Below are 12,940 nucleotides of genomic sequence, written 5' to 3' on the forward strand. Positions count from 1 at the left end.
TATTCCCCACCGGTTAGGAGGGAAGTGGTGGCGGGGCTCAATCCAAGCCCCGCCACACGCCCCCGGCCTCTTCTGCGATGATGCGCCACCGCGATCAGCCGGGGGTTGCCCACGAGAACGCGGGCAACCGTTGATCGCCAGGGAACGGGCCAGACCACCTTCGCCGCAATCGCCCCCGGTTGACCCCGGACAAATGTCCGGTGGTATAATGATACCTCCCCGGACTAGCGTCCGGGAGACAGGCAAAACGGAGGCATCCCGGCATGACACCCCTTCCCGTTCGGTCCGGTTACGCGGACGAAACCGACGCATCTCTGATCAAGGAGGCGATCCTTGACGAGTTGGGCGAATGGGCCTTCGGGCAGATTTGCAAGGCGTTCGGCGGGCAACAGATCGACATTCCGGCCAGGGCGAACACTGTCACCGAGGGGCACTTTCTTTCCCAGGCATTGGGCCTCGATAACGCCCGGCTGCTGTGCGAGGCGGTCGGGCCTGCGCGGTTCTATGTGCCGCGCCTTTGCAAGGCCGAAGACCGGGACGCCCGGCTTGTTGACATGGTGCGCCGCGGCCTCGCCAACTGGGAGATTTCCCGCGCGGTGTCGCTGACCGAACGGCATGTGCGGCGGCGCCTGTCGCAGCTGGGCGTCAGCAATCCCAACCGCAAGCCCCGGAACCGTTATTTCGGCGCGAGTTGCGCCACCGCAGCGGGCGGGGCGTCCTGATATGCCCCGCGCCGCGATCCTGACGGGGGGTTAACACCCCTTCCCACCCTTTCCGGGGCGTGACCACCGGGAAGGGCACAGACCGCGCCCAGCGGCGCGGAAATCAACCAGAGCCAAGGAACGCAAATGCAACCTCTGAACCAGAATTCCGCCCGCGTGATCGACCCCGTCCTGTCGGGCATCGCGCAGGGCTATATCCACCCGCAGCGGGTGGGCCACATCCTGTTCCCCTCGATCGCGGTTCCGGCCTCGGGCGGGCAGGTGATCGAATTCGGGCGCGAAGGCTTCGTCAACTACAACTCGCGCCGCGCGCCGGGGGCGAGTGTCCAGCGCATCCAGTTCGGCTATGAGGGCAAGCCCTATGCGCTGCAGAACTTCGCCCTCGATACGCCGGTTCCGCGCGAATTCGCCCAAGACGCCGCCGCCGTGCCGGGTCTCGATCTGGGCAAGCGCGCCGTCAATACGGTGATGAATTCGCTGACGCTGACGCTGGAAATCGACCAGGCGGCGTTGGCGACCGATGCGACGCACTATGGCAACAGCAACAAGCTTGCCTTGGCTGGAACGGCTTGCTGGGACGACGACCTGAGCACCCCCATGCAGGACATCGAGAACGCGAAAGACCAGGTGCGGACCACCTGCGGCATCGATCCGAACCGCATGGTGATCAGCTCGAAAGGCTTCCGGGCGCTCAAGCTTCACCCGAAAATCGTCGAACGGTTCAAATACACCACCGCCGAAAGCATCACGGCGCAGATGCTGGCGGGCCTGTTCGAGCTGGAAGAACTGGCGGTGGGCAAGGCCACCTATCTCGACCCCAAGACCCCGGATGCCGCGGCCAAGGAAGCTTGGGGCAACTTCGCCGTGCTGGGCTATGTGCCGTCGCAGGATGCGGCGATGGATCAGCCGTCCTTCGGCTACACCTACACCCTGACCGGGCATCCCTTCGTGGAAACGCCGCGCTGGGATGGCGATTGCCGGTCGTGGGTCTATGGCGTCACCTATCAGCGCGCGCCGCAGCTGACGGGCATCGCCTCGGGCTTCCTGTTTCAGAACATCGTGGGGGCGTGATCATGGTGAACCAAGGAACGGGCATTCCTTCGCAATCCGCGCCGGGCAGCTTCGGACCGATCGAGGTCTTTCGGGTCGGCACCTTCAGCGACATGTCGGGCACGAAGCAGACCATCGGGCGTCAGACCTTGGCCAGCATCGCGGCCAGCTATAACGCCGAGGCCAACCCGGCCCCGGTGGTGATCGGGCACCCTGAAACCGACGCCCCGGCTTTCGGCTGGGTGGATCGTCTCTTTGTCGAAAACGACGTTCTCAAGGCGACGGTGCGCGACGTGGTGCCGGAATTTGCCGATGCGGTGAAGGCCGGGCGTTACAAGCGCGTCTCGATCTCGCTTTTCACGCCCGGCTCGACGGCGAACCCGACCCCCGGTGATTTTCACCTGCGCCATGTCGGCTTCCTCGGGGCGACGGCCCCCGCCGTGCCCGGCCTGAAGCCGGTCAAGTTCGCGGGCGGGGCGGGCGAAAGCATCGCCCTTTCGCAGAACTTCGCCGCGCCGCTTTCGCCCGAGGCGCGCGAGCTGGCGCAGCTGCGCCGTGAAGCCGTGGAACGGCGGGTGGAAGACCTGATCCAGTCGGGCCGGGTGCTGCCCGCGTTCAAGGACGAGGTGCTGAGCTTCGCCGCGCACCTGGGCAGCTCCGATACCGTCAGCTTTTCTGACGGCAGCGAAAAACCCGCCCGTGACTGGTTCTTCGACTACCTCGCCAAACAGCCGTCCGTGGTAAGCTTCGGGGAATTCGACCTTGGCCCCGATCCGTTCAAGGCTGGCGGCGCGCCGCGCGCTCCTGGCGGTGTCGAGGTTCCGGCAGGCTACACCATCGACCCGCGCGGCAGCGACCTTGCGGCGCGGGCGTCGGAAGTCAGCCGGGCCAAGGGCATCAGCTTTGCCGACGCGCTCGATCTCGTGCAAGGGCAGGGGCGGTGATGGCAGGCATCAGCGTCTCGGTTGAACTGCAAGAAGCCGCCGCGCGGCAGGCGCTGCGCGATATGCTCGCACGGATGGGCGATCTGCGGCCCTTCTACAAGGGTGTTGGGGAAATCCTGTTGAATTCCGCACGTGAACGGTTCGACAGCCAGAGCGGCCCGAATGGTGCGCCCTGGGCGCCGCTGAAACCGGCGACAGTCCGGGCACGGATCAAGAAAAACCAGCTGCCGTTGATGATCCTTCAGTCAAACACGAATGGCAAAAACAGCAGCCTGAAAGCATCGCTCAACGCAATTCCCTCCGACAAGGATGTGAGGGTTGGCTCTCCTGTTCGCTGGGCGGCGATCCACCAGCTTGGCGGCACCATCAACAAGGACGCTGGCAGCCGCTATATGGTCGGGAGGCGCTTTGCTCAGCGCGACAAGGAGGGCGGCAAGGACGTGTCAATCAAGGCGCACTCCATCCGAATTCCGGCACGTCCCTACATCGGTGTTTCCGATCTGGATCAGGAGCGCATTCTTGAGGCCGCAGAAGAATGGTTGTCGGTATGAGCGGGCCTTTCGTCTATGAGCTGATTTTCAAGGGAAACGCGACCAGCGCGACGGCGGCGGCCAAGGAAGTGCTAGCCGCAACGGATGCGCTGGCAGCGGAAACGCAAGGCGCGGCGGCGGTCACCAATCAGGACACCGCCGCCACGGTCCAAAATGCGAATGCCAAGCGCAATGCAGCGAGCGCATCGCGTGAGGCAGCCGCCGCGGCCGAGGCAGAAGCCCGCGCCCGCGAGGCCCTGCGCAAATCGGCTCTTCCTGATCCGATGCCATTGCAGCCCCCGCCTCCGGTTCTGCCGCCCGCTCATGTTCCCACGCCCTTGCCCATGCCCGCCACCCCCACGGGATCGCAGCAAAGCGGGGCCGGTGCGGCCTATGCCGCAAACCTTGGCTACCAGTTCAACGACATCGCCATGATGACGATGGCCGGGCAAAACCCGATGATGCTGATGATGCAGCAAGGCACGCAGGTTACGCAGGTCATGGGGCAGATGCGGGCTTCCGGCCTGAGTGTCGGGACCGCGCTGCGCGGGGCTTTCATGGGGATGCTCAACCCCATGTCTTTGGCAACCATGGCCGTGATCGGCTTTGGCACGGCAGCCGTGCAATGGCTGATGGACACACGCGAGGGGACCAAAGACCTCGATCAAGCGTTGTCCGATCTGCAAAGCTCGACCAAATCCCTCGACGGCGCCATGAAGGCAGCGAAGGAAGGGTCTTCCGATCTGGTCGAGCAATACGGCAGCGGGGCCAAGGCGGCGCGCGAAATGAACCTCGCCATTCTGACGCTCTCGCGGGCAAAATCGGCCCTCGATCTCAAAGACGCCCTGGGCAGCATCGGTGAAAAGATCGGAGACGTCTCGACCTTCGGCGTCGTTCGCCTGCAAAAGCTGGAGGAACAGTTCAACCTGACCAACAAGGGCGCGGTTGGGGTCAAGGACGCGCTCGATCTGTTCTTGCACGCCAAGACCAATGAAGATCGGCAGATCTTTGCGCAGCGGTTGGCAACCGCCTTGGCTCAGGCTGAATATGCCACCGGGGGAGCCACACGGGAGGCGCTCGCGTTTGGTGAAAATGTCGCCAAGGTCGCGCTTGAGGCGCAGAATGTTAAGGGCACGACTGAGCAGATCGACGCCCTGGTGAAATCGGTCGCCAAGACGGACATGGGGGCACCCTACAAGAGCGGCGCTGAAAAGGGCAAAGAACTCCTGGGCATTCTGTCCGATCTTCGGAACGTGATGAAGGAGACGCGCGGTCCTTACGATCTGGCCGACGATCTCGAAATGACGCAGCGGATCGCCAAGGCCACTGCGGAATATGGTGCCGACAGTCTCGAAGTGAAGCGCCTGCAGATCGAGGCCGAGCGTCAGGATTTCGAACGGCAACTGCGGGACATGACGCAGCTGACCGAGGCTCACAAGCAAGAGCTGCGCGAGCGGTGGGAAGCGGCCAAGGGGCTGAATTCTGCCGACCCCTTCGGCACCATCGCAGCCGGTCGCGACTATCTGCGCACCCAAGCCGAGAGCATCGCCAAGACGCAGCTCGAACTGAGCCTGGTCGGACAGACAGAAGAAACGCGGCGGCGTGTGCTGGCCCTTTATGAAGCCGAACTCGAAATCCGTCAGCGCAACATAAATCCTGACAGTTCGCTTGCGGCCATGATGCGGGATGCGTCCGTGACGGCTTCCGAAGCTGAAGCGACCCTGAAGCGGATCAGCGACGGATGGGGAACGGTGACAAAGGCGGGTGAAACCGCCATTGACGGCATCTTCGACGCCCTCAAACAGGGGGACGTTAAGGGCGCATTCGACAGTTTGGCCGACGAAATCGGCTCGATGTTCGAACAACTGGCGATCACCAACCCCCTCAAGAACGCGATCTTCGGCAGCGATTATTCCACCATGTTCGATGTCGGCGGTCTGTCAGGAATTTGGGACAGGCTCACCGGAAAAGCCGGTCCCATCGACGGTTCGAAGCTTGCCGCCACGGCCGCGGCGCAGTCTGTCGCGAACATGAACGTGACCGCAGCAACGGTAATTCTTGGCGGAACAGGGATTGGCGCATTGGCCGGTGGCATCGGCGCGGGTGGGGGCATGGGCGGCTTGCAAGGCACGTCCGATGTGCAATCGCAGGTCTGGAACTACTTCTCGGCCAAGGGTCTCAAGCCGCACCAGGTGGCGGCGATCATGGGCAATGTGCAGGCCGAAAGCGGCTTCAATCCGACGATCCCAGGCGATGGAGGCACAAGCCTCGGGCTGTTCCAGCACCATGGCGCGCGCGCGGATGGCCTCCTTTCCTCTCTTGGCGGACGTCAGAACCTTGGCAACGTGCAGGGGCAGCTTGATTACGTCTGGAAGGAGCTCAACAGCTCCCATTCCGGCGCGCTGGCCGCGTTGAAGGCCGCGCCGGATGTGTCGAGCGCAACCAATGCCTGGATGCGTCAGTTTGAGCGCCCGTCTGACGACGCGATGCAGAAAAGCTGGTCAACCCGGCTTGGTGCCGCCGAACAGGCGATGGCGAAATTCGGCACCACCACGACGCTCGCCACCGGCCAGTTGGGCACCATGGGCACTGGCTTCGACAAGTTCGGGCAGGCGCTTGGTGGCGCCGTGCAGGGCGGTGGTGGCGGAGGCTTCTGGGGCACGCTGTTTTCGGGCATCATGAGCGGCCTCGGCATCCCCGGCTTCGCCGGCGGCGGGCGCCACGACGGTGGCCTGCGGATCGTTGGCGAATCCGGCCCAGAGGTCGAATATACCGGCCCGAGCACGATTGTCCCCGCCGACCTGACGCAGCGCATTCTCACTGGCGGTGCCCCGGCTGCCAGCGCGACCCAGATCGACGCGCGACCGGTGATCAACATCACCAACAATTCTTCGGTGCCCGTGCAGGGCGAGGTGCAGGAGACCACGGATAGCCGCGGGCAGCGCCGGTTTGAACTCGTGATGGCCGATGCCGTCGCGAAGGGCCTGACCGCTGGCGGAGGTCAGGCGCGGCGGACCATGCGGGATTACTACGGCATCAATCCGGTCGGGATAGCGCGCTGATGGGTTCGGAACGATTTCCCGCCTAATTGCGAACTGAAGGAACATTGTTCCGATTGGTGAGATTTCGCGGCTTCCCACCTTGTTTCAAAATGTATGCGATGCAATCCCAATTATTTTCATTCATTATCATAACCTTACATGTCATTTCCATTTCGGAACAAGGTGGGAAGCCAGGCAACACCTTGGCAGCCAATGGCCGACCTGTTTCCGGCGCATTTTCGCTCATCTCAGCACATAAAATGTCTTTTGGCTCAGAATGTTAGCTTGCGCCAAGAAGTGCTTCCTTCATGGTGGCCTTGTGCAAGTTTTTGCGTGCTGAATGTCAGTTTTTGGGGCCAGTAAAGGCACTTGGTAACATTCGCCCGCGTCCTGCGTCACGTCTCCATGTCGCTGTTCTTTAAGCCTTTTCATGCCCTTGCAGGTTTTTACCCCGTCCGGAAGCTTTGTGTCAAAGGTAGTCCCCCCCTACACGAAGAAGGCGAGTTCCCCGGCGCAGTGCAAGGCGAGCAGACCTTCAAGGAACAGGCGCCGAAACAGCCGCGACAGCACCCGAACATGCAAGAAAAAGCCCGGCTTGCAGGCAATCCAGTGGGTGCCGTCAGGCGACAGGCCGCCGCCCGGAACGATCATGTGGATGTGGGGATGGTGGGTCAGCGCAGAGCCCGTCGTGTCGAAGACGCGCCCGCGGCACGATGTGTGCAGCACCGCCGTCATGCCGAGCCGTGTGGCCCAAGGCGTTTGGGGTCGGCCGCGATGGTCATGACCGTTTCGGCCGAAGCGCGGAACAGCAGGTCATAGACCGCCTTCTTGTTCCAGAACGCGACCTGCGCGATCTCGGCCGACAGGGTGAAGACGACGTGGAAATATTCGACCGGCAGCAGATCCTCGGCGCGCGCGGCCATCCAGTCGCGCGCCGCCGGGCCCTGGCATTTGGGGCAATGCCGGTTCTTGCAGGAGTTATAGGCGATGTGCTGGTGGCCGCAGTTGGCGCAACCGGCCACATGCCTGGCCCAAGCGCGTTTTCGCTACAAACGATCCCCCGGATCGTTTGCTTGACGCTCAAACTCCGGCAGGCCTCGATCGCCGACATTACCTTCAGCTGGGTCAGGCTGACATGCCCCGCATTGGCCCGTCGCCACGCCGGGCCATGGGTGCGGAAGATGTCAGCCAGTTCCAGCGATGGGCGGGGCATAGAGCCCCGGCATCAATCCGGGCCGTCGGATCGCAGCACCCTGTCCTGCACAAGCTTCATCTGTTCGAAGGGGCTGACGGTGCTCTGGATCGTCTTGGTGGCGACATGGGCATACCGCGCCGTGGTGCTGAGCTCGGGCCGTGAACCAACAGAACCTGGATCACCCGCACATCGGTATTGGCCTCGAGCAGATGCGTGGCGAAGCTGTGGCATCGTGCCGGAGGCGCGTCTTCGACACGACGGGTGTGCAGGGTCGCGGGCTTCGTGATCCCCGCATTCGCCATGGTCCTCGGACCAATGGCGGACCATGGCTCATTCCTTGGCCGCCATGAAAGCGCGGTTCAGCTGCCTGGACGACAGCGGCGAGATCTTCGGCTTGCCCGGAAACAGCCAGCCTTCGGGCCGGGACTCGCGCCAATATTGCCGCAGCACCTCCAGCAGGCTGGGCGACAACATGGCTTGCCGGTCCTTGCTCCCTTTGCCTTGTTCGACATGGATCAGCATGCGCTGGCTGTCGTCGTGTCGAAGACGCGCCGTCGGCACGATGTCGCGGACCTTGAGGTTGCAGACCTCCGATGCCCGCAGCCCGGCTCCGTAGCTGATGCCAAGGGCTGCTCGATACTTCAATCCGGGCCCGGGCACCGAGGCCAACAGTTTTGCGACCTCTTCCACGCTCAGCACCACCGGCAACTTCCGCGGCTGGCGATGGAACTGCATGTATCGCTTCATCTCTTCGCGTCCGCAGGTGACGCCGAAAAAGAACCGCAACGAGATGATCCGGACGTTGAACGTGGTGGCCGAGACCCCGTCTTTCGTCATTTGAAGCTGGTAGGACCGCAGATCCTCCGGAGTGGCGGTGTCTGGCGATCGCCCCAGGAACGACGCGAAATGCTTCACGCAGCGGATGTGACCCTGTTGGGTCTTCTCGCATAACCCGCGGATCTTCATGTCCTCAATCATCCGCTGGCGCAGCGGAGTGGTCTTCTTCTCCTTCATCGAAACCTCCTGTCTGACGGGTGGGAAGACCACGATCGTCAGCCCGCAAAGGCCTCACACAAAGCGCAACTCTGAATTGGCAGCCGAGCGCCAGCCACAGGCGCCAATGCCGCGGAGCGGCTTAGTCCTTCCGCCCCTTGCGAAGGCGCCCTCACTGCGGCGTGCCCGACTGGCCGCTTCGCAGGCCCGAGAGAAAGATGGCCGGGTTGCACGGTTCCTCGCAGTCGCCTGTGCTCCCTGCTAGGGCTCTGCACGGCCCAAGCGGTCAGCGCGGGCAAGGGCGGTTTGGGCCGCGCGGCCCTGACACTTTCGCGGCCTTTCACGATGGGGTGGTGAAATCGATGCGTCCGAGGGGAAACCTGTGCGTCCCTCTGCACCCGGGTCGCCACCGGCCGCGGTCATTCTTCCAGTTCGCTGTCCCAGTAAAGAAAGTCGAGCCAGGTCTGGTGCAGCCCCTCCTTGGCCATCGGCAGCCGTCGCGCGATGTCGTCAAGCTGGCGCGGGCTGGGCTCGAAAGGGGCCCGCAACAGGCGCATCCCGGCTTCTTTCGGGGTCCGGCAGCCCTTGCGCAGATTGTCCGGGCCGCAGGCGGTGACGATGTTCGTCCAGCGGCTGCCGCCCGACCGCGCCCGCGGAATCACGTGATCGAAGGTCAGCTCCGAGGCCGAAAACCGCTTGCCGCAATACTGGCAGCGGAATTCGTCGCGCAAGAACACGTTGAACCGCGTGTAGGGCACCTTCTTGCGCCGCCGATAGGTCTTGAGCGCCACCACCGCCGGGATTTCAAAGCTCTGGTTGGCCGAGGAGACCCGCAGCCCCTCGTAGGTCTTCACCTGGATGACGCGCTCCTGCAGCACCGCCACCAGCCCCTGCTGCCAGCTCCAGGCCGACAGCGGCGCCCAGGACAGCGGCTGCATGTCGGCGTTCAACACCAGCGTGCGCAGATTTCCGATCGCCGCATTCATCCCCGCCCCCTTTCGGCAAGGCCTTGCAGGCAAAGAAAAAAGCGCGTGGGATACACGCGCTTTCGCAAGGTCGGACAGGAAGAGACAGGCGTCACGGGGGTGATACTGCTCGGATGCGGCGGGCAGGCAAAGCCACCATCGGCCGACACCCGGTTGCGCCGGTCCCTGCAGGTCCGCAGCCTTTCGCCCCCTCGATCCGATCCGCACATCGTTCTTCCCCGCCTGTTCCGAGCGGGCAGCGCGGCGGAGAAGCCCCCGCCTCTGCCACAGCTCTACTATATCTCGCGTCAGCCGCAGGACAAGGCCCGCGATCTGCGCAACCTGCCCGTGGGCCTTGGCATTGCATGCGTTTGCAACGGCGATATGACGGGCTGCCCGGAAATCGGGCAGATGGCGCGCGACTCAGGCGGGCAGATGCGCCCGCAGGAAGGCCAGCGCCTGACCCAGCCCGTCGGGCGAGATGCCATGCCCGGTACCGCGCATCACATGGGTGCGGACATCGAAACCGGCGGCGCGCAGCGCATCGGAGGCCTGCTTCAGATCGCCGAAGGGCACGATCTGATCGACATCGCCATGCAGCAGCAGCATCGGCGGCTGTGTCACCGTCTCGGCGGCCAGCGCATCGGCGCGCAGAAGCCGCCCCGAAAAGCCGACGACGCCAGCCAGCGCCTGCGCGCGGCGCGGCGCCACCTGCAGCGACATCATCGTGCCCTGCGAAAAGCCCACCAGTGCGATCTGCGACGCGGCCAGCGCCTCGGAGGTCATCACCTGATCCAGGAAGGCGTTCAGATCTTCGGACGAGCGCGCCAGCCCCGCGGCGGCCTCCTCGGGGGCGGAGCCGTCGAGCCAGGGGATCGGGAACCATTGCCGCCCGAAGGGATTGGTCACGCAGGTCTCGGGCGCGTCGGGCGACAGGAACAACGTGTTCGGCAGATGCGGCGCCAGCGGTTCGGCCAGACCCAGCAGGTCGTCGCCATCCGCGCCGTAGCCGTGCAGGAAGATCACCGCCGAGGTCGCCTTGCCCGACAGGGCCTCGACCCGTCCCACCTTGTTGATCCGCGTCATGGCGCCACTCCTTCGCGATCCTTCATCGCCGCGTAATAGGCCCAAAGCCCGCGCGCGGCAACCGCCCGCCAGGGCGACCAGGGCGCAGAGAGCGTGCCAAAGGCGCGTGGCTTCGGCCGTTCGGGCAGATCGAACAGCATCCGCGCCGCCTCGGCCAAGGCCAGATCGTCGACGGCAAAGACATCGGCGCGGCCCAGCGCGAAGATCAGATACATCTCGACCGTCCAGCGGCCGATGCCGGGCAGGGGCAGCAGCGTCTCGATCACCTGCGCATCGGGCAGGCGGCGCAGCGCGTCGAAATCGATCCCCGAGCGGGCGAGCGCCTGCAGATAGCGCACCTTTTGCCGCGACAGGCCACAGCCGCGCAGATCGTCCTCGGAGGCTTCGGCCAAAGCGGGGGCGGCGCCGAACCCGGCCTCGATCAGCTTGCCGCGGATCGACCGCGCCGCGGCGGTCGAAACCTGCTGACCCAAGATCGCATCGCGCAGGGCGTCGAACCCGTCTTCGCGGCGTCTGAGCGGCCAGGGGCCGGTCCGCTCCAGCGCCCGGGCAAAGCGCGGCTCGGTCGCGGCCAGCCAGGCCGCGCCCTCGGCGATATCGTCTTCGGTATGTATGATGCGTCCGACCATGCGCCCAGCCTGCCCGGTTTTCGCGCCCGCCGCCAGCCCCGAAAGCTTGCCAGCCCGCGCGGCGCGCGCTAGGCCTTGGGCATGACCGAGACCGCCACCTCCGCCCCGCCGCTGCCGCTTCGCAACCTGATCGTGCTGGTCGCGGCGCAGGCATTCCTGGGCGCGCAGATGTCGATGATCTTCACCGTCGGCGGGCTGGCGGGCAAGTCCTTGGCCACGAACCCCTGTCTGGCGACGCTGCCGCTGTCGCTGATCGTGCTGGGATCGGTGCTGACGGCGCAGCCGATGTCGAGTTTCATGGCCGTTTACGGGCGCCGCGCGGGCTTCATTCTGGCCACCGCCGCGGGGGGCATCGGGGCGGCGATTTCCGCCCATGCGCTGGCCATCGGCTCTTTCCCGCTGTTCTGCCTTGGCTCGCTTCTGGCCGGTATCTACATGTCCGCGCAGGGATTTTACCGCTTCGCCGCGACCGACGGGATCGCGCCCGAACATCAAAGCAAGGCGATTTCCTGGGTGCTGGCCGGGGGGCTGATCGCGGCGGTGCTGGGGCCGCAGCTGGTGAAACTGACGGCGCAGGCGCTGGTGGTGCCGTTTCAGGCAACCTATCTGGCGATCATCGCGATCAATCTGGCCGGGCCGCTGCTGTTTGCCTTCCTGCGCCTCCCCGCGCCCGGCCGCCGGGTGAAGGGACAGTCCGGGGGGCAGGCGGCGGGGCGGACGCGGGCACAGCTTTTGCGCGATCCGGTGATCCTGGTGGCGATGATCTGCGGCATGGTCTCTTATGCGCTGATGAACCTCGTGATGACCTCGACGCCGCTGGCGGTGGTGGGCTGCGGCCATACCACGACGAATGCTGCCGACATCGTCTCGGCGCATGTGCTGGCGATGTATCTGCCGTCTTTCTTCACCGGCCATCTGATCGCCCGCTTCGGGCGCGAAGTGATTGTGGGCATTGGTCTTTTCATTCTGGCCGTGGCGGGGGCGGTGGCCCTGACCGGGGTCAACCTCGAGCAATTCTTTCTGGCGCTGGTGCTGTTGGGCCTGGGCTGGAACTTCGGCTTCATCGGCTCGACCGCGATGCTCGCCGCCGCCCATGCCCCCGAGGAACGCGGCACGGTGCAGGGGATGAACGATTTCGTCGTCTTCGGCGGGGTGTTTCTGGCCTCGCTCTCCTCGGGCGGGCTGATGACCTGCGCCTCGGCCGATGCGGTGACGGGCTGGCAGGCGGTAAACCTGGCCATGCTGCCCTTCCTGACGCTGGCGGGCGCGGCGCTGATCTGGCTGGTGCTGCGGCCGAAGGAGACCCGCTGAGGGGCGCTACCGCCCCGGCCCGTCGTCGTCAAACGTGCCGTGATGGTCATGCGCGCATTGGCCGTGATCGCCCAGCACCTCGATCACCCGGCACTCGGCGATCCGGCCATGCGCACATTGCCCGATCATCCGCATCAGCTCTTCCTCCAGCGCCTGCAGCCGCGCGATGCGCGAGCGGATCGTCGTCAGCTGCGCCCGCGCGATCGCATCGACGGCGCCGCAGGGCTGGTCGGGCTGGTCGGACAGGCCCAGCAGATCGCGGATCGCCTCCAGCGGAAAGCCCAGATCGCGGGCATGGCGGATGAAGGACAGCCGCCGCCGCGCCGCCGTGCCGTAAAGCCGCTGATTGCCGGTGCTGCGCTCGGCCGCGGGCATCAGGCCGATCTGCTCATAGTAGCGGATCGTCGGCACCTTGACCCCGGTTTCCTGCGACAAACGCCCGATGCTGAGCATGATCCCCCCTTGCAGCTCTAG

General features: G+C 64.8%; 10 protein-coding genes and 2 pseudogenes. 6 read left to right on the plus strand and 6 right to left on the minus strand.

Annotated features, from left to right (window positions below; genetic code table 11):
- Positions 1-263 precede the first annotated feature (263 nt).
- From FBT96_RS14305 to FBT96_RS14325, 5 genes are all read left to right on the plus strand, one after another.
- Positions 264-722: a helix-turn-helix domain-containing protein gene (locus tag FBT96_RS14305; protein ID WP_136907799.1), complete on the plus strand. Its 459-nt coding sequence runs from the start codon at positions 264-266 to the stop codon at positions 720-722.
- Positions 723-848: 126 nt separating this feature from the next.
- Positions 849-1,793, plus strand: coding sequence for a major capsid protein (locus FBT96_RS14310; protein WP_136907801.1), 945 nt, complete (start codon positions 849-851; stop codon positions 1,791-1,793).
- A 2-nt stretch (positions 1,794-1,795) separates the two neighbouring features.
- Entirely contained in the window at positions 1,796-2,716 is a 921-nt protein-coding gene (locus FBT96_RS14315; RefSeq protein ID WP_136907803.1) for a hypothetical protein, read from the plus strand.
- Entirely contained in the window at positions 2,716-3,267 is a 552-nt protein-coding gene (locus FBT96_RS14320; protein WP_136907805.1) for a phage virion morphogenesis protein, read from the plus strand. Before FBT96_RS14315 ends, FBT96_RS14320 begins: the two co-directional genes overlap by 1 nt.
- Entirely contained in the window at positions 3,264-6,308 is a 3,045-nt protein-coding gene (locus FBT96_RS14325) for a phage tail tip lysozyme (protein WP_136907807.1), read from the plus strand. The genes FBT96_RS14320 and FBT96_RS14325 overlap by 4 nt, the downstream gene beginning before the upstream one ends.
- Positions 6,309-6,782: 474 nt before the next feature.
- Here FBT96_RS14325 and FBT96_RS14330 read toward each other — a convergent pair.
- From FBT96_RS14330 to FBT96_RS14355, 5 genes and pseudogenes are all read right to left on the minus strand, one after another.
- Positions 6,783-7,500, minus strand: a pseudogene (locus FBT96_RS14330) (IS91 family transposase); the annotation flags it as partial.
- Between the two features lie 12 nt (positions 7,501-7,512).
- Positions 7,513-8,496, minus strand: a pseudogene (locus tag FBT96_RS14340) (tyrosine-type recombinase/integrase).
- 398 nt (positions 8,497-8,894) lie between these two features.
- A complete protein-coding gene (locus FBT96_RS14345; protein WP_136907811.1) occupies positions 8,895-9,461 on the minus strand; it encodes an HNH endonuclease in 567 nt (188 codons plus the stop codon).
- A 402-nt stretch (positions 9,462-9,863) separates the two neighbouring features.
- Positions 9,864-10,526 (minus strand): alpha/beta hydrolase, encoded by a 663-nt coding sequence (locus tag FBT96_RS14350; protein ID WP_136907813.1) that lies wholly within the window; start codon positions 10,524-10,526, stop codon positions 9,864-9,866.
- The gene (locus tag FBT96_RS14355) at positions 10,523-11,155 is read right to left on the minus strand and encodes a DNA-3-methyladenine glycosylase family protein (RefSeq protein ID WP_136907815.1); all 633 of its coding nucleotides are present in this window, start codon (positions 11,153-11,155) and stop codon (positions 10,523-10,525) included. The genes FBT96_RS14350 and FBT96_RS14355 overlap by 4 nt, the downstream gene beginning before the upstream one ends.
- Positions 11,156-11,236: 81 nt before the next feature.
- On the opposite strand from FBT96_RS14355, the gene FBT96_RS14360 reads away from it, so the two are divergent.
- On the plus strand, positions 11,237-12,466 hold the full coding sequence (locus tag FBT96_RS14360; RefSeq protein WP_136907817.1) for an MFS transporter: 1,230 nt from the start codon (positions 11,237-11,239) through the stop codon (positions 12,464-12,466).
- A 6-nt stretch (positions 12,467-12,472) separates the two neighbouring features.
- Here FBT96_RS14360 and FBT96_RS14365 read toward each other — a convergent pair whose 3' ends face one another.
- The gene (locus FBT96_RS14365; RefSeq protein ID WP_136907819.1) at positions 12,473-12,919 is read right to left on the minus strand and encodes a MerR family transcriptional regulator; all 447 of its coding nucleotides are present in this window, start codon (positions 12,917-12,919) and stop codon (positions 12,473-12,475) included.
- Positions 12,920-12,940: the final 21 nt, after the last annotated feature.

This window comes from Rhodobacter capsulatus (assembly GCF_005144475.1).
GTDB classification, from domain to species: Bacteria; Pseudomonadota; Alphaproteobacteria; order Rhodobacterales; family Rhodobacteraceae; genus Rhodobacter; species Rhodobacter capsulatus_C.